The 17,266-nt window shown below is 42.1% G+C and carries 17 protein-coding genes; 2 read left to right on the forward strand and 15 right to left on the reverse strand.

Features of this window, described 5'->3' with window-relative positions:
• Positions 1-12 precede the first annotated feature (12 nt).
• The 15 genes from cobN to QZZ23_RS03220 all read right to left on the reverse strand — a co-directional run bounded on the left by cobN (position 13) and on the right by QZZ23_RS03220 (position 15,472).
• The gene (gene cobN, locus QZZ23_RS03150) at positions 13-5,964 is read right to left on the reverse strand and encodes a cobaltochelatase subunit CobN (protein ID WP_292466752.1); all 5,952 of its coding nucleotides are present in this window, start codon (positions 5,962-5,964) and stop codon (positions 13-15) included.
• 156 nt (positions 5,965-6,120) lie between these two features.
• Positions 6,121-6,483 (reverse strand): DUF2149 domain-containing protein, encoded by a 363-nt coding sequence (locus tag QZZ23_RS03155; protein ID WP_292466754.1) that lies wholly within the window; start codon positions 6,481-6,483, stop codon positions 6,121-6,123.
• On the reverse strand, positions 6,480-7,103 hold the full coding sequence (locus QZZ23_RS03160; protein ID WP_292466756.1) for a MotA/TolQ/ExbB proton channel family protein: 624 nt from the start codon (positions 7,101-7,103) through the stop codon (positions 6,480-6,482). The genes QZZ23_RS03155 and QZZ23_RS03160 overlap by 4 nt, the downstream gene beginning before the upstream one ends.
• Positions 7,104-7,105: 2 nt before the next feature.
• Positions 7,106-7,780 carry a DUF2162 domain-containing protein gene (locus tag QZZ23_RS03165; RefSeq protein ID WP_292466758.1) on the reverse strand — a complete coding sequence of 225 codons (675 nt, stop codon included), beginning with the start codon at positions 7,778-7,780 and terminating at the stop codon, positions 7,106-7,108.
• Positions 7,781-8,184: 404 nt separating this feature from the next.
• A complete protein-coding gene (locus QZZ23_RS03170) occupies positions 8,185-8,334 on the reverse strand; it encodes a 30S ribosomal protein S27ae (RefSeq protein WP_292466759.1) in 150 nt (49 codons plus the stop codon).
• 2 nt (positions 8,335-8,336) lie between these two features.
• Positions 8,337-8,648 carry a 30S ribosomal protein S24e gene (locus QZZ23_RS03175; protein ID WP_292466760.1) on the reverse strand — a complete coding sequence of 104 codons (312 nt, stop codon included), beginning with the start codon at positions 8,646-8,648 and terminating at the stop codon, positions 8,337-8,339.
• A complete protein-coding gene (locus QZZ23_RS03180) occupies positions 8,629-9,222 on the reverse strand; it encodes a GTP-dependent dephospho-CoA kinase family protein (protein WP_292466762.1) in 594 nt (197 codons plus the stop codon). The genes QZZ23_RS03175 and QZZ23_RS03180 overlap by 20 nt, the downstream gene beginning before the upstream one ends.
• Entirely contained in the window at positions 9,223-9,408 is a 186-nt protein-coding gene (gene spt4 / locus QZZ23_RS03185; RefSeq protein WP_292466763.1) for a transcription elongation factor subunit Spt4, read from the reverse strand.
• A gap of 21 nt (positions 9,409-9,429) precedes the next feature.
• On the reverse strand, positions 9,430-9,996 hold the full coding sequence (locus QZZ23_RS03190; RefSeq protein ID WP_292466765.1) for a DNA-directed RNA polymerase: 567 nt from the start codon (positions 9,994-9,996) through the stop codon (positions 9,430-9,432).
• Positions 9,997-10,066: 70 nt separating this feature from the next.
• The gene (locus tag QZZ23_RS03195) at positions 10,067-10,435 is read right to left on the reverse strand and encodes a DNA-binding protein (protein WP_292466767.1); all 369 of its coding nucleotides are present in this window, start codon (positions 10,433-10,435) and stop codon (positions 10,067-10,069) included.
• Positions 10,432-11,658, reverse strand: coding sequence for a translation initiation factor IF-2 subunit gamma (locus QZZ23_RS03200; protein ID WP_292466769.1), 1,227 nt, complete (start codon positions 11,656-11,658; stop codon positions 10,432-10,434). Before QZZ23_RS03200 ends, QZZ23_RS03195 begins: the two co-directional genes overlap by 4 nt.
• Before the next feature lie 237 nt (positions 11,659-11,895).
• Entirely contained in the window at positions 11,896-12,651 is a 756-nt protein-coding gene (locus QZZ23_RS03205; RefSeq protein WP_292466771.1) for an ATPase domain-containing protein, read from the reverse strand.
• Positions 12,652-12,778: 127 nt separating this feature from the next.
• Positions 12,779-13,936: a formate--phosphoribosylaminoimidazolecarboxamide ligase family protein gene (locus tag QZZ23_RS03210; RefSeq protein WP_292466773.1), complete on the reverse strand. Its 1,158-nt coding sequence runs from the start codon at positions 13,934-13,936 to the stop codon at positions 12,779-12,781.
• A gap of 78 nt (positions 13,937-14,014) precedes the next feature.
• Entirely contained in the window at positions 14,015-14,620 is a 606-nt protein-coding gene (locus tag QZZ23_RS03215; RefSeq protein WP_292466775.1) for a stage II sporulation protein M, read from the reverse strand.
• 3 nt (positions 14,621-14,623) lie between these two features.
• Positions 14,624-15,472, reverse strand: a complete 849-nt coding sequence (locus QZZ23_RS03220; RefSeq protein WP_366931305.1) for a DUF63 family protein — start codon at positions 15,470-15,472, stop codon at positions 14,624-14,626.
• A 218-nt stretch (positions 15,473-15,690) separates the two neighbouring features.
• On the opposite strand from QZZ23_RS03220, the gene QZZ23_RS03225 reads away from it, so the two are divergent.
• Both QZZ23_RS03225 and QZZ23_RS03230 read left to right on the forward strand, forming a co-directional pair.
• The gene (locus tag QZZ23_RS03225) at positions 15,691-16,761 is read left to right on the forward strand and encodes an NAD(P)-dependent glycerol-1-phosphate dehydrogenase (RefSeq protein WP_292466879.1); all 1,071 of its coding nucleotides are present in this window, start codon (positions 15,691-15,693) and stop codon (positions 16,759-16,761) included.
• A gap of 40 nt (positions 16,762-16,801) precedes the next feature.
• The gene (locus QZZ23_RS03230) at positions 16,802-17,248 is read left to right on the forward strand and encodes a UPF0179 family protein (protein ID WP_292466777.1); all 447 of its coding nucleotides are present in this window, start codon (positions 16,802-16,804) and stop codon (positions 17,246-17,248) included.
• Positions 17,249-17,266 lie beyond the last annotated feature (18 nt).

Here is a 17,266-nt window from a genome sequence, read left to right on the forward strand (position 1 = left end):
AATTCAATTTTACTATTGTTTCCTTTTCACAAATCCAATATACATAGCTCCAACACCTGCCAGTACTAAAAGAGAGGCAAGGATATCAGAACCTGAAATTGAGGTTCCGGTGCTTGATGCATTCTGATCCGTACTCTCCTTTGTCATCTCATAACCTTCCACATAGTTATCCTCGGAAGGAGATTTCAATGAAGCTTCTGTGTCAAGGTCTTCACCTGCACCTGCATCACTTACTGTAGCCTGGTTTCCTGAGCCTGAGCTTGGTTCTACTATTTTGAGTTCTGATCTGCTACTGCTGGAACTTGAACTTGAGGATGAACTGGATTTTGTTGATGTGCTTGTAGAGATTTCTGTCGCAGTGGTGGCTGTTTCTAAAATCTCCCTGTATGAATCCAGTTCAGCCTGGCTGATCTCGCCAGCCTCTACCAGAGTCTGTGCAATTCCATCCACAAATTCCTGGTTAAGGAAATTTCCACAGGTGTGATGACAACAGGTAGCACCGTTCTCGTTCACAGACTTAATCTGTTCTTCAACAAGACTCTGGAGGGCTTCATCAGAGGCATCCCAGTTACCCTTACGAACAGTTTCTGTCATTCTGGAAACCATTGCCTGATAGGCATATGGGTTGTTCTCTTTCAGCCAGCCACTAAGCTCTGCGTCTGTAAAATAGGTGTCATAAACACTGTTCCATACATCATCACTGATAAGGCCCGGGTCAAGTGCTTCCCATCCCCATAGATTCTCAATGAAGCTTTCCATCTCCCTGGCTCCTTCGTAACCATGCGCCTGCATTCCGCTTATCCAGCTTGGGTTGAAGTATCTTGCATAGAGTTCGTTGGATATATAGGTTGAAAGTGTCTGTACTTCCAGGTCACTTAGATCCTGCAGGTTCACAACATATGCATCCGGTGCTTCTCCTGACACGTAAGTAATAGCGTTATACAGTCCACCCATGTACTGGTAGAAATCATCAGTATCAAGGGAACCGTATGTGCTGGAACTTCTGCTGTGGAATATCGCCTGGGTGTCGTTGAGATTATTCTCAAAGACAACTGTACTGTCAATATCAACAATCTGACCTGTCTGCAGTTCTATATAGTCGCTTATGCTATGTCCCCAGATGTTCTGTCCATAAACAAAGCTCATTTTGTCAATATACAGTTCAGCCAGCTCGGTATTGTTTTCCCAGGTATCACTGGCACTGACAGCATTTGCCATTCCTGTGCCGTATGCCCTATCTGCAGGACCGAATATCCTGAACTGTGCAATATCAAGTGACAGGTTTCCATCCTGTATTGTTTCGTTAAGTGTAACCTGCAGTGCATCAGTGTTCAGGGTAACGTGATTTTCGTACTCATCCGTCTCACCTTCTGCGTATGCAAGTCTTACAGCTTTGTCAATGAGTTCAACCTTCATCGGGAAGGTATCCCTGTACAAACCTGATATCTGGACTATGACGTCAATACGTGGTCTTCCAAGTTCGCTGGGGTTGATGACCTGTACATCTTCAACTTCATTGTTGTCTTCATTCCAAACAGGTTCAATTCCCATGAGGTAGAGGATCTGTGCTTCCATTATTCCTTCGTGGCGTGTGGATTCTCCTGCCCACAGGATATATCCTACCTTTGTTGGATATTCCCCGTTCTCTTCGTAGTATGAGGCAAGCCATTCGTCCACAAGGGCTTTACCTTCTTCCCACGCCTCTTTTGTAGGGATCAACAGCTCGTCAAATGCATAGAAGTTGCTACCGGATGGCAGTGTTTCAGTTTTAAGTACAGGGTCCCCGCCAAGATTCGGACTGATAAATTCACCATTCATGGCTGCAAGTACCTGCTCGATCTCGTTGTCGGCTTTACCAAGCAGTTCTGCATAGTCAATGGCAGCGCTGAGCTCTGCATCTATGGCAGTGTCATTTGTCCCTAGAATACGTGTCTGTGCATCGGAAGATGACACATTATCCAGCAGTACAAGTGATAACAGGTCAATAGCTGCGGAATCCGTAGTATTATATGCTGTCACCTGATCTGAGAAACCATCTCCAAGCATGGAGTTTACCATTCCGACAAGAGCCGTTCCTTCTGGTGCTTCTCCAAGTATGTGTAGTCCATAAGGCATGGACTGGCTTTTGAGATCATCAAGGATGTCACCAAGCTCATCGAGGAACACTTCCACTGTCTCGTTGTCCTGTGCCAGACTGACATTTACCTGTTCATCAAGGTTGAGTTCAAGTGTCAGGTTGACAATTTCCTGTATATGTGCCTGATTTAAGGATGCGTCTTCTGTAAGTGATGTCTGGTAGGTAGTGATCTCACTGCTGAGTAGGCTGTAATTTCCATAAAGACCTGCGGAAACAACTGGTGGTATTAGATGGTCAATAATTATGGCATTACTCCTGCGTTTTGCCTGCAAACCTTCACCCATTCCATCCATTACATATGGATAGATAACTGGTATGTCACCAACCATGATTGCTGGCCACTCATCGCTTAGCAGACCAAAGTCCTTTCCGGGTAGCCACTCCACTGTTCCGTGCCTTCCCATGTTTACCATTACATCGGCATCGAATTCATGTTGCATCCATAGGTAGAATGCGATGTACTGGTGGTGTGGTGCCAGTTCTGTGTCATGGTAGAGTACTTCATTGTTCTGCAGCCATCCCCTTGTGGGTTGTGGTGCAAGTATCACATTGTCACTGACACTTATTGTTGGGATGACGATGAATTTGTCTCCACTATCATCTGTGTAGACCATTATCTCGCCAGGAGCCTCTCCCCACGTTTCTATTACTTCTTCCCTTCTCTCTTCAGGAAGCTCGTTGAACCATGAAAGGTATGTGCTTTCCGGAATCAGTTCTACTTCATCTGTTTTAACAAGCGCTTCAAGTTCTCCGGGTGCCCAGGTACCAACATTTCTTCCCTGATGGACCATTAGATCCACAAGTTCTGTCTTGTTTGGTATAAGGCTGCTGTCAATATCGTATCCGTCATCTGCCATTCCCTCAAGCAGGTTCACGATACTTGGTGTGACCTCAAGGTATGATGCACCGATATTGTCCTTACCGCCACCGTGGTTGTAATAGATAATAGCGACTTTCTTGTCAGCCTCTTCTTCTGTTCCAAGCTTAGCCTGTGCAATTGTACGTTCAACAAGCCAGTCGATCTGCTCATCGTGACCGATGTATTTCTCCACAGTGCTGTTGTCAATAGTTATTGTCTCCTTTGCACCGATCATAATCGGATCAATGAGTCCCTCTGTCTCAGGACCGTAGATCCTGAGCATATTTGTCACAGGCAGAGGTGTGGTGCTTTCTATCCACTCGCTTGTGTTCATATAGCCGTTAAGCACGGCGTTCATTACAGGAACTCCAAGTCCTTCTATGTCAAAGTAGTTGCCACGGTAGTGGAATGAAACCACTGCATCAACCTTTGTTTCACAGCTGTGGTTGAGGTAGCCGTCAAGATAGTTATTGGCATTTCCATAACATGTGACAACATTGACACCATTATTCTCAAAGCCCTCAATGAGCTTGTTAATGGGGTCCATATCATCCGGATAGTAGGAATTATAGAATGTGATACCAACTGTTGGGGCATTCGCATCAAAAGTATGTCCGTCAGTTCTGTTTGCATACCAGCTGAAATACTCATCAGCATCACCGGTGAAGTATTCCATAGGTGTTGTTGTCATTGAAGGATGGTAGATGGCACTGTCAAAGCCGGTTGGTTCTTCAACAGTAAGATCGTCACGTTCATAATATTCCTGTGCAAGGTAGAAAATAAGGCTATCAAAGTTTGATCCGTCTGAAGATCCACCTGACCAGTATTGTGCAAGATGGGTCTTAAACTCGCTCTGATCTGCAAATTCACCCGGTACGGCATAATTGCTCTCAGGCAGATAGGTGTTCGAACCTATTACCACAGCACCGTTATCAATTGCATCCTGGACATTATCCTCAAGGATAGCCGCACTCTGGGTGACCATGACAATGTAAATTATATCTTCATTGCTCAGGTCAATGTCATCAGGAAGACTGGTTGTGACATAGTAACTGAAGTCAATATTAAGCTCACTGTTGGAATCGATTCTTTCTTCCAGGGCGATGAATTCATTTTCATATGATGAATAGCCGGTTACAAAGGCGACATTCAGGTGTGGCTCATTTGATGAAGCTACAGCCCTTTTTTTCATCAGCACTATTTCACTGATCTTGTTGTCACCTTTCTTTCCAATTGTCTTTCCTGAGATGGAAGTTTCATTCATCATTGAGAGAATAGCCTCGTGGTCAATGTCAGCATTCGTTCTCATCGTAATGTTGCCAATTTCAGCTGGCATTCCGTTTTGGACTGTGACATCTGTTACATTTGTCAGCCAGATTCCTCCCATTGCTGAACTCCAGTTCACGGCGGACACTGTGTATTCACCATTCCTCATTCCTTCAAACAGGAACTCTCCTTCAGTGTCTGTTGTGGTATCAGCCATGTATTCTCCGTGCTGGTTTGTTAGTACCAGATCTGAAATTTTGTAATCGCCTTTTTTACCGATGGTCCTGCCTGAAATGTAAGTCTCATTCATCATTGAGAGTATTGCATCGTGGTCGATGTCATCGTTACTTCTCATTGTTATGTTGCCGATTTCAACCGGCATTCCGCTCTTAACTGTGACATCTGTTACGTTTGTCAGCCAGGTTCCTCCCATTGCTGAACTCCAGTTCACAGCTGAGAGTTGGTATTCACCGTAGGGGATATTCTCAAAGATGAAATCACCCAGTTCATTGCTTGTAAGGCTGAGGAAGTATTCATAGGCAGAACCAGTGCTGTATGAAGTGTTATCAGTTGTATTCTCAGATGTGTCTCCTGTATCATCTGCTGGCTCTTCAGTACTGGTATCGTTCTGTTCTTCCTCTTCATCAGATGCAGAAGGTATGTCTGTATATTCACCATCACCTTTTCTCTGAAGCAAAACAACAAGACACTGTCTGGGGTAATCTGTTTTCATTACATAGGTCATACCTGATATGGATGACCTGCTAAGCATTCCCAGAATATAGTTCTCATCAATATCCGTTGAACTGCTTACCTTTATGTTCTGGTTTGTAAGTTCAGTGCCATTAAGTGTTACATTGATAATTCCTTTGTACCACAATTCCTTTTCAGTTGAGTAATTTACTGCAACTACACTGTAGTCTCCACTTGGGATATCATTAAATGTGTAAATTCCAGTTTCATTCGAGCTTGTATTTGCTATCAACTCTTTTGTTTGCTGGTCAAGGAGGACTACTGTACTCTCTCTTGGATAGTCCGTTTTCATGACATATGTCATACCTGATATAGATGAGCTGCTAACAAGTCCCAGTACGTAGTTTTCATCTATGTCTGTTGAACTGCTTACCTTTATGTTCTGGTCCGTAAGGTCGGTACCTGTAAGTGTCACATTGATGATTCCCTTGTACCATAGTTCCTTTTCAGTTGAGTAGTTCACTGCAACTATACTGTAGTCTCCATCAGGGATGTCTGTAAAAGTGTATATTCCAGTTTCATCTGAGTTTGTGTCTACTATCAGTTTCTTTGTTTGCTTGTCAAGGAGAACTACAGTACTCTCCCTTGGATAATCAGTTTTCATGACATAGGTCATGCCTGAGATAGATGAGCTGTTAAATAATCCATAAATAGAACTGATGTCCACATCTGTTGTGCTGTTTACCTTTATGGTTTGGTCTGTTAGGTCTGTACTCTGTAATGTTACATTTTTTATTCCTGTGTACCATAACATCTTCTGCTCAGACCAGTTCACTGCCACCAGAGTGTAATCTCCATTAGGAATATCTTCTAAAATAAAATTACCATCATAGTTACTGGTTGTATTAGCAATTAGTTTGTAATGGCTTTCTTCTGCTGATACTACGGTTGTTAGCGATAGTAGTAACAATAAATTTATGAATAATATCAATCTTCTTTTTAGTTGCATGTTATCACCCGATAGCGTGCGGGCATTTCAGTTACTTTGCTTGGAGGCGGTACTGAAATGCTCTAGCACTTTCTTTTAATCGTTTATTTTCCATCCATTTCATTTGAAATAAAAGTTGATTTAAAACAAGGCAGCTCGTTCCAAAATTTAAAAAAACTAAGTAGAGGTGGTATTACCCTCCTCTGGCACATAAACAACTCTTCCATCAGCCAGTTTATAGGCTGTACCCAGGGCTTCACCTTGTCCACCACCGATCTGGTCTGTCATATTCAGGACTTCAATAGGCTGTCCTTCTTCCTTGATGATTATCTTCATATCTTTCTCACCCGGGTTTTTGACTAGTACTATATCATCGGTGGGACTGAGCAGCTCCGGCAACTGGTATGACATGACCAGTGCCACTAGAAGTGCAACTGAGAAGACCATGGCGATGTCAAAAAGGTTGGCAACCCCGGTCAGGGGGTTTTGTTCGTCCTCATTATCTATGAGTCCAGTTCGTCTGTATCTTCTTTTCTTCACTCCGCTACCTCCAGGGTATCCAGAACGTAATCTATATCAGCCATGTCCTGCCAGTACCATCTTTTTCTGATTTGGGTTAAAACGTATCCGATAGTTCCGGCAAACAACCCAATAACAGTTGTAGCAAAAGCTATCATGAGATTGTTGGCAAGCTGTACAATGTCACCCTGTGAAAGACCAATAAGAGCAGGTCCCAGGGGAATGAGTGTTCCCATCAGACCAAGCATTGGTGAGATTGTTGCAACGATCCTAGTCTGTTCTAGTCTCTTTGCCATCTTAATCTCATATTCCTGTGACAGCCATTCGATGGCTGGTATCATATTCTTTTCAAGATGGTCTGCAGCAGAAACTGCAAAATTTGTAACCATGAAATTCTGCTTGATATTACGCAGTGAGTTTGCAGCAATTCCAAATTCCTGAGAAGCTACATGTTTTCTGACACTGTTACAGCAGAGTTCCAGATTTTCGATATCACGGTGTCTTTTTGAGTATTCTGAAAGGAATTCCCCAATTAGCATTAAGGAGAATACCACCAGTAATATCAGAAGGATTATCACCGGGTACAGCAATGAAGCTGAAAATGTGTATAATATACCAAACAACGAAGATGTTGCATCCATTTTTATTGACCTCTTATGTTGTTGAGGGCATAGCCTCCAATTATGAAAATAGTGAATATCAACAATGGGATAATTTCAAACTCTCCGCCGCTGTTGAGCATCATATTGAGCTTTTTTGCTTTGATATAGGCAGGAACCACCATTGCTCCAAGAAGATAGAAAATTCCCAAAAACATCATTGCTGTTCCCAGATCTTCAGGTGTTTTTTTCATCTTCCTGAAAACCCATGTTGATGATATTACTGATATGAAAAAGACAAATCCTACAAGGACCCCGACCTTCCACCCGCTGACCTCAAGGGTTGAAGCCAGTATCATACAGGATACAAAAAGTGCTGTCAGGCAAACAGGACAGGGTACGGAAATAACAAGGAAAGTCTTCTTTGAAACGTCAAGTCCACAGTTCCATTTTTTCTGTGTATATATTCCTGCAATAATGAGCACAAGTGCTATGAAAACATGAAGCGCCATCCCAAGATTGGAAACACTTTCCAGGTATGACTGGTCTACCATTTCAACCAGACTTCCAAGTATTATTGAAATAATGAAATAGCTGCTTGCAAGTATCAGGACATCTCTTCTTCTGACCGTGGAAAATCCACATCCTACTCCTGTTTTTAAGCCAAATATAAATATGCCTATTAGTATACCAGCTACAGCCGCATAAACGTAATTCATGTGATTCTCCTTTTTGACGGTTATATATATTTGTTAATGACTAATTACAATGAATTATAACAAGATGCATGTAACTTATATCTTTATAGTAATAATCATTTTTCATTATGTGTGTTTGTTTTAAAACTAATATATGCAACATTGTTCCTATACTTAAACATTTCGGATTTGATGTGGCAAAATACATAGCAGTAGCTATAAAAATTATCAATGTGTCGAAGCACAACGTATAAAAAAAGTATTATATTTTATAATTTATTATTTGGTTATTTTGCAATAGGTGTTATCCATTCGTAGACCAACCACAGATGTCTACAATTTGAATACATAGATGCCACTACTCAATGACATAATAAAACTAAAAATAAAAAAAGACAACCCGTAAAGGGTTGTATATATGAAAATTATTTCTTGAATTCGGTGTATCCACACTTGCCACAGGAGCGTCTGTCCTTGTGTTCTGCCAGGAAAAATCCTTCTCCACAGCGTGGGCAAGACTGGTGGGTGCGCTCGATGGAATCGCCGTTGATTTTGTAGTAATCTTTTACTGCCATGATTATTCCTCTGCAGCTTCTTCAACAACTTCTGGCTCAGGAAGCTTGTTTCTCTCAAGAACGTATGCTTCTTCAACCTGCTTCATGCGGTTTTCATCTTCATAGATCTTAATGTATCCTTTTAGTTCCTGCATACCAAACTCGTTATCCATTTTCTGAACGATCAATAGTTCCAATGGTACTGTGAGCATAGCTGCAAGTTTACCTTTCACATCATCTCTTGATGGTGTTGCTCCGTCAAAAGTGACAGTAATGTTTAATTCACGCCTGTTGAGGAGCGCATTATTTTTATCTTTAATGATTTTGATATCCATCCAGTTTCCTCCGAATAGTTTCTATTTGTTCTTTAGAATGGTCCTGCTCATTGAGTATCTCTGTTAACAGGTCCTTCATTTGATCCTTTTTATCTAATGTAATCTTAACAAGTACAACACCTTCGTCTGGCTGTCCATAAAGAACAGCTGACCCTTCAGGTGCCATAAGAATCGCAGGCACAGCAGCCAGATCCTCCTCGCCGCGCACAAATATCCTGACATGTTCATCTGTTTTCAACGCATTTCCTACAGCGTCTATCAGATCTTCGGTTATGACCCCGGCTGGATTGTCAACGGATATTTCGGTGAACCCTTTATGCTTGGTACCTACTACGACCCGATATGATGCCGGTTCGCGCTTTGTCCGGTCATCCACTATAAGGATGTCCGGTATTATTCCAAGATTGAGCAAGTGGAATGTAGTAACATCACCCACGGATATAAGTTTTGTGGGACTACCAAGATCTCTGGAAAGCTTTTCTATGGTATCGTCGCCTTTTCCTTTGTAAAGACGTCCGAAACTCTCACGAAAACGTGGGCGAAGTGTATCTGGTAATGTTAAATGAAGGCCCAATTAGCGCACCTTCAATGCGTATTTATCTGCAACCCTTACGTCCATTTTTTTTGCTATCTCTGAACGTTCCGGATCGATGATTATTACCATCCCGCTCCAGTCAGCACTTAGATTGCTTGAACCGCAAATAGAGCATGTCTGGCCATTGATTATTCGGTGGCATTCTCGACAAACCTGTTCACTCATCTAATCTCTCCAATATAATTCTTATTCTACTCTCTCTGCAGATGGTCTTCTGGCTTCTTCAAGCCATTCAAATTTACCCAGGGAATGCTGGCGCATGGTAAGTCCTATTTTGCTTTCCCTTGGATCCCTTTCATTGATACTCACCGCAACGATACGTGCTCTGATCTTGTCTCCTTCAGAAAGTGACTTGCCGCCAGCCTTGCTGACAAGCCTTCCATTCTTTCCGTCATACGACATGAAATCATCAGTGACCTGACTCACGTGCAGGAGTCCGTCCATAGCACCGATACTTATGAAAGCACCGAAATCGACAGTTTCGACAACTTCTCCCTCAATAACTTCCTGGATAGTTGGCACGAACACTATTGCCTCAAACTTTGCATCGTAATATACAGCACCGTCGCCTACCAGAATATGGCCTTCACCAATTTCATCAATCTGCGTGATAGCAACTATGGCTCCAATTTCCTTGTCTATCCTGCCCTCAAGTTTCCTTCTCAAAGCATTCTTGACATTCTGGTTAACATCCTTGCCTAAAAGATCAGGTGCAACTCGAATTGTGTCGGCAAGTTTCATCTTTTTGTACATGTAACTGACTCCAATAATCCTGTATACTAGTTTAACAACTTATATGATTTTAAACTGATCTATGATTGATCTATGATATTATCTCAAGTCGGTTTTTCTGCCTCAGACATATGACCGGAACATGTCTTTTTTCCAATCTTTTCCGAAGTCCTATGTCATTTGTGAGTACAGATGCCGAAAGGCCAGTTGCAAGATCCAGAATGACGTTGTCAGCATGCCCTTCTGCTGTAATGATCTTACATCTGTCTGCCATTGCCCGTGCAACCTTTGCAGCTATTCTGTCTTCGCCTTTGAGATTTTTAATCAATTTATCCAGTTCATTGATAACAGCTGTAGGGACAATATGTGTGTCATATCCCAGCCTTTTCAGCTCTGTAAAAATATCAACATTGAACTGAACAGGTATCATCAATGCATTGGTATCAATTATTACTTTCAATCCTCAATAACTCCTACACCAATAAGTCTCCAGCGTGAACCTACACGTCTGCTGATGGCTACAGTAGAACCGTTTTCTGCGCACACAGGTCTCTTCAATTTAACCTCTGCAATGTCCTTACGGGCACTGGTTACTACGCCCACAGTGGTGGCTGTACCAACATTCAGCATAAGTGGTTCGCTGGTCTTTATAGGGCCGATCTCTTCCTCGTCGGAGACTCCTACAACTCTTTCCAGCAGGTGAAGCTCAAGTTTGAGATCATCACGGGTAGGCGGTAATGTTCCAGGCAGGCCTGCTACTTGTCCTGTAAGGGAATCGCTTTTTGTAAGTGTCGGATCAAGAGTAGTACCAACAGCAAGCAATCCTCCAGGGGTTGCTTCTTCAACAGTGTCCTTGCCTGCAATTATCAACGATACTTTTGTTGTAATTGGTACCCATCTGGTAGTTCCATCGCTCTCTACTTTTCTTCCTGGCCTGATCTCAAGTTCATCTTCTGGATGGAGTACACCTTCTGTAAGTGTTCCTCCGATGACGCCGCCTGTGATTTTCTTAATAGGAGTTCCTGGTTTATTAATGTCAAAGGATCTTGCAATAAGCATGTGTGGTGGCCTATCGATCTTATATACTGGCGATGGGATCATTTCTTCTATCGTCATGATAAGCGCATCGACATTTATGTTCTGCTGTGCTGAAATTGGAACAATAGGAGCACCTTCTGCAACTGTTCCCTTTACAAATTCTTTAATCTGATGATAGTGTTCAATGACCTTTTCCCTGGATACAAGGTCTATTTTATTCTGCACAATGACAATGTTCTTGATGCCAATGATATTCAATGCCATCAGGTGTTCTTTTGTCTGTGGCTGCGGGCAAGTCTCGTTTGCTGCAATAACCAGTATTGCACCATCCATGATAGCTGCGCCGGATAGCATGGTAGCCATCAATGTCTCGTGGCCAGGTGCATCTACAAATGACACAGTCCTGAGTTCCTCTGATGGTTTTTCGCATCCCTCACATTTATCTGCAACAGTATAACACTGGGGTGCAGGGCAATCAGGACATTTCCTGAAAGTCGTGTCTGCGTATCCCAGTCTGATAGATATACCACGCTTCATCTCTTCACTATGTGTGTCTGTCCAGACTCCTGACAGCGCGCTGACAAGTGTGGTTTTTCCGTGGTCGACATGGCCTACCATGCCGATATTAACACTAGGTTGACTCAATTTTTGATTTCCCTCCCGGTTGGGCAATGTTCTAAAAGTGTAATAAGTTTAGTATAAGTTTAATATATTGTCTGTTAAGGTTTTGGTCTATCATTCGATTAATCATATTTAAATGATTTCGAACAATCTGAAAATGCAAATACCAATTGGTATGGCAAACCATGCCTTATTCCTTTTATAATGTATATAACTTACTATGAAAAGCAATGCAAAAAAGTTTTAATCTCATGCATAGATTCACAATATAGAGTTCAAAGCATCATTTATTATCTCGTCCCGCTGGAATATCTTCTCTATCTTTATGCCATTCTTTGTGATCTTGAAATTAAGAGGTTCCAGTGTCAGATATGTGCATCTCATTTTAGGGATATGCATCTGGCGGATGCCTTTTCCTGTGACTGGTTCACGGTCCATGAAAAGTTCGATGTTTCCAAAGGCTGTGTGCTGCGCAATGATATGCTTTATCGCTTTATCTTCCTGTCCTATCAAAAAGAGCGTGGTGCATTTCTTAGAAAAAAGAATGTCATTTATAGTAAAGAACTTATCAGCAAAATCCTCTGTACTGTGATAAAGGGATAGCATGTCAAGATTATCTATTACTACGACTTCCACATCATCAGGTATGTCCTGAACGCTCTGGACACAATCTTTCTCTAGGAATCCGACTCCTGTTCCGTGTCTTGCAGCATTGTATATTTTATTTGTGCGTGTTTCAAATGATTTTGTGATGAGCAAAGTACCTTTCTCGATACAGGAATGGAAGTCTATTCCTATGCTCAGGGCCTGTTCAAGGAAACTCTCTACATTAACGTGAGTTAGCATAAGCATGCATTTTTTCCCATCTTTGCATGACCTGTAAAGAAAATGAGTTGCAAGTATGGATTTTCCCGAGCCTGGTGGTCCACTTATCAAAATTCCCTGTTGGAGTGGGTAGCCTCCCTGTATAATTTCATCTAGTTCTCTGATTCCGGTTGGGATTCTTTCAATATGCATTCTCACTATATTATGCATGTAATTATATAAAAAAACTATTATTAAGAGGATAAAAACAACGCGGGTGCAAAAAACATGATGATGTGAGTCTGAACGTTATGTTCAGACTTCGCAAGGCCACTTCTTTTTATGTAATGATTTTATCAAGCTGATCGGTTTCAATTGCCCTTCTAATCTCAAAGGCAACACGACGACCTGTGCTCATTGGCTTTCTCCATATAGTATTACCGTATGGATGACCAACTGACATATGCACATTTGTTCCGCCACCGACACGTGGTGCTACATCATATATGTAAAAGTTAAGGTCCTTGTCAACACATGTCTGCAGGCAGAACGGACCAATGACACCAGGGTCATAGTGTTTCTCTGCAGCCTTGATGTATTTCTCGGAAAGCTCGAATACTTTCTCAAGGAGTGATTCTCTGAGTGTGGCTGAGTTGTGACCGCATACGGTGTATTCTGGTGTGAGCTGGTGTTCTGCAAGTGTCATCTGCTGTGGTGCAGGCAGACGTACATGTCCATCAAGACTTGTCTCAAAGCGCCAGTCGATACCAAGGATCTCAAGTTTGTTCATCTCTGTTTCAACAGGTGAGTAAAACATATCGAAATTGAACACCGGACCGATGACATAGCGCTCTATCCTTGCGTTGTCAAGTGCATCCTGTGTGATAACGCCCTGTTTCAACAGAGACTGGGCCTTCTGCTGGTATTCCTCATAGGTTCCTGCTGTGAAGAAACCCCTTTCCAGTTTCTTAACTGCGTGAGGGAGCTTTACCATCACAAGTTCCTCGATGTCCTGCGGGTCAGCAATCCTTTCAGGGAATGGCAATCCTGCCTTCTCAAGGAGCCAGTAGTAGTCCTGGTCTATACCTCTCTCTTCACTGCGTAGCATATTCCTGCTTCCTACAAGCGGTACCTTGAAATCGTTCTCCACTTCATCGATTCCACAGTAGGATGTGAATGAGCGGTTAGGGATGAAAAGGACATTCTCTTCGACCAGCTTCTTCTGGACTTCCTGTGAGGTTGTCTGGCTGAACTTGTCCAGTATTATGTGCTCGTCCACGATACCACGGACGATCTTACCATTGCTGTCTCTCTGTGACTTGAAATAATCCGTATAGGTCTTCTCACGTCCCTGCTGGCATACAGCAAATGTCCTGAAGTCCTCTTCAATTGCACCGTCAAAGACATCCAGTGCTGAATGTGAGGCAACAGCACCGATTTTGACTTTATCTAAATCGTAATCTTCAATGATCTCTGTGATCTCTTTTCTATCTATCATTATTTGCCCTCGGTTTTTTCCAGACATTGTATTTACTATTAATAAACCTGTTTACGCCAGAATGATTTATTTGATATTTTAAACGCTGGCAACCAGATAAATTACCACAGGTGTTATGAACGTCTCAATTACAGCTGCAAGAAATATCAGTGGGAATAACCAGTGCAAGTAGAACTTAATCCCCTGAATAATCTCTTCTTTAAGGCTCACAGGTTCCAAGCGGATTGCCTGAAGTGCTACATAACCTATCTTCATCCCGATAGCAGATGATATTATCAGCATGGGGATCTCAATTATCCCATGGGGTGTCAGGCCTGCTAGTACAAACAATGCTCCGTTCTCAACTGTCTGGTAATGTGCAAAGATGCCTATAACAAAACCGTTAATGATTAAAAATCCAAATGGGATAATGCCCAAAGCAAAACCCAGCAATATTGAGAAAAACATTTTAACGGCATTGTTCACAAAGATTAGCAGCATTATTTCAAAGGCCGAAAGCTCCTGAAGCATTTTTGCAAGTTCTTCCAGTCCTGCCAGTGAATTCAAGGCATACGAAGGGTCCAGGGAATAATAGATGTAGCCTGCAATAGTTGACAATATAAAAAGTGCGAGACTTAAACCTACAAAAGGTTTCAGCTCTTTCAGGTATGTTGTGAATTTCTCTCTTGTATTTTCGTCGTGCATGACTTAGACCCCGAATGCCATCCTGATGGTGTTCCTGCATGCGGGTGATAATCCAAGAACTATAATCACAAGCTTAAGGAAGGTCTTTAATGTCTGTGATTCCTCATCCTCATCAAAATGATTGTCCAGTATATATAATACCGGAATGAATATAGATAGTTTTAACGGATACATCACAAATGCAGTACCTGTAAGATTAATGAGATATGCAGGAACCACATGTTTTTCATAATATCCTAAAAAATCAATTCCTGCAATTGTGGATGAAGCATCCATAAGATGCACCCAGAGAATTGCCATATTGATTTTGCTCTTGAGCAGGTCAAAACCTACGCGGTCAAATACGAATCTTGTCAGGAGAACGATTATGCCTGCTGCACCGATGACAAATACAGGTAACCATGGTAGGACCATGTCCTCAAGGTGGAACAGGATCATAAGGTTTACAGCAAACCATGCAAATCCAAAACCTGCGAAGACCTTCATATAATTTCCTCTTCCCTTCAATTTAACAAGCCATTTTGAAAGTATAAGGAAGAACACAGTTATTGCGAAAACCACAAAATAGATGTTCGGGGTTATGAAAATATAACTTGCAGGGGATGTGAGTACTCCTGTATCCTCTATAACCCTCAGGGACGAACCAGCAAGGACAAAGGGAACAATTGATGTTGTAAGCCTGTCATCTATCTCAATATCCAGCTTTTTAAGTAGCTTGACCACACCGAATATACATATTCCCAGTATTATTGCCCACGTAATAGTATTGACGATATTGTATCCACTATCGTGCAGAATAGGGTCTATGTAATAATTATTAATGAATTGGGTAAGTTTATCTATCAATGACATTATAATCACAGCAGTAACGTAATATAGGAATATCCTAATACAACTAACACTTAATAGATTTATGTATGGGAAATGCGGACTTCATGGAGGAATTTTCCCTGTTAAATGCCTGTTTTACTCACAGGCTGTACATTTATATATAATTTAATCAGATGTTAATAGGAATCGAATTCAATTCGGTTATGAAATAACATTTAATAATTCATTTTTTGGCAGGTATTGAAGTGATCCCGACAAAAGGCAAAAAAAAGTGGATGCAGTTACCAAGGGATGTTGTTGTGGGTCCTGATGTAATCTATGATGTGAAGGATGTCTGTGATGACCTTAAACTCATGGAAGGTGCTTTTATTGTCACGGGACAGAATACTAAAAAGATAGCAGGAGATGTGGTATTTGACCTGCTGGATGAATGCAGGTACAATCCGGGCATAATTATCTCAAACAAAGCATCTATGGGAGAGGTCCAAAAAGTAGTATCTGCAGCCAAAGACTCAAATTCAAAGTATCTTATGGGTGTCGGGAGTGGAAAGTCCATAGATGTGGCAAAACTTGCAGCCACACAGCTCGATCTTCCGTTCATAAGTGTTCCCACGGCTGCTTCACATGATGGTATTGTGTCTTCCAGAGCTTCAATACATGATAAGGGGAAGAAGACTTCCATTGAGGTGAATGCTCCCATGGCTGTAATAGCTGACACTAATATCATATCCAGTGCGCCTTATCGCCTGCTTGCTGCAGGATGCGGGGATATTATCTCAAACTATACTGCAGTCTTGGATTGGGAACTTGCTCACAGGTTAAGGGATGAGCCTTTCAGTGAGTATGCAGCGGCTCTTTCCAGGATGACTGCCAAGATTTTGATGGATTCCCCGGAAGATATCAAGCCTGAACTTGAAAGTTCTGTGAGGATAGTTGTGAAGGCTCTGGTTTCAAGTGGTGTTGCCATGAGCATAGCAGGTTCGTCAAGACCGGCTTCCGGTTCAGAGCATATGTTCAGTCATGCCCTGGATATGGTTGCACCAAAAGCAGCTCTGCATGGTGAGCAGTGTGGTGTGGGGACTATAATGATGATGTACCTTCATGGTGGCGACTGGAAGAAAATTAAAGAATGCCTGGACATTATCGGTGCCCCAACAACAGCAAAAGAACTTGGAATTGAAGATAAGTATATATTAGAGGCGCTTCTTGTTGCACATAAGATACGTCCGGAGAGATATACTGTACTTGGGGCGGGCCTGACTCCAGAGGCTGCGGAGAAGGTCGCACGTTTAACAAAAGTAATTTCATAATTCCACACTATCCATATTTGGTAAATCAAGGTGACTATATATGACAGATAATAATACTATTACACTTATCGGCTCAAGACTTGCAAAAGAAGGCGAGGATTTCATATTCGTGGGTGAATCCCGTGAGTGTGTAAAATGCAAGCTAAGGCGGACATGCATGAATCTTGATCCTGGCCGTAAGTATCGTGTTGTAAAACTCAGGGGGGATACTGTCCACGACTGCTTCGTTCATGAAGGTGGAGTACTGACAGTTGAGGTGGAAAACTCTCCAATAGTTGCGGCAATCGATTCACGAAAGGCAGTAGAAGGATCAAAAATAAGCTATGAGCTTCCTAAATGTAAGGAGTTCGATGATAGTGTATATGATATCCTCTATCCTGAATGCCTTAAGGAAGGGGACAAATGTACAGTTGTAAAGGTACTTGGTCCGATGGATGAAACCATGGTGCCTGGATGTTCTTTAAAAAAGGTGGAGCTAAAACTATAGTTTCGTTGCGAATATCTT

This window comes from Methanolobus sp. (assembly GCF_016278385.1).
Classification (GTDB): domain Archaea; phylum Halobacteriota; class Methanosarcinia; order Methanosarcinales; family Methanosarcinaceae; genus Methanolobus.

Coding starts and splice junctions, on each gene's coding strand:
- QZZ23_RS03160 (WP_292466756.1), bottom strand. CDS start 7,103: ATGGATGCAACATCTTCGTTGTTTGGTATATTATACACATTTTCAGCT.
- QZZ23_RS03165 (WP_292466758.1), bottom strand. CDS start 7,780: ATGAATTACGTTTATGCGGCTGTAGCTGGTATACTAATAGGCATATTT.
- QZZ23_RS03230 (WP_292466777.1), top strand. CDS start 16,802: ATGACAGATAATAATACTATTACACTTATCGGCTCAAGACTTGCAAAA.
- QZZ23_RS03175 (WP_292466760.1), bottom strand. CDS start 8,648: ATGGATATCAAAATCATTAAAGATAAAAATAATGCGCTCCTCAACAGG.
- QZZ23_RS03210 (WP_292466773.1), bottom strand. CDS start 13,936: ATGATAGATAGAAAAGAGATCACAGAGATCATTGAAGATTACGATTTA.
- cobN (WP_292466752.1), bottom strand. CDS start 5,964: ATGCAACTAAAAAGAAGATTGATATTATTCATAAATTTATTGTTACTA.
- QZZ23_RS03190 (WP_292466765.1), bottom strand. CDS start 9,996: ATGTACAAAAAGATGAAACTTGCCGACACAATTCGAGTTGCACCTGAT.
- QZZ23_RS03205 (WP_292466771.1), bottom strand. CDS start 12,651: ATGCATATTGAAAGAATCCCAACCGGAATCAGAGAACTAGATGAAATT.
- QZZ23_RS03220 (WP_366931305.1), bottom strand. CDS start 15,472: ATGTCATTGATAGATAAACTTACCCAATTCATTAATAATTATTACATA.
- QZZ23_RS03215 (WP_292466775.1), bottom strand. CDS start 14,620: ATGCACGACGAAAATACAAGAGAGAAATTCACAACATACCTGAAAGAG.
- spt4 (WP_292466763.1), bottom strand. CDS start 9,408: ATGAGTGAACAGGTTTGTCGAGAATGCCACCGAATAATCAATGGCCAG.
- QZZ23_RS03170 (WP_292466759.1), bottom strand. CDS start 8,334: ATGGCAGTAAAAGATTACTACAAAATCAACGGCGATTCCATCGAGCGC.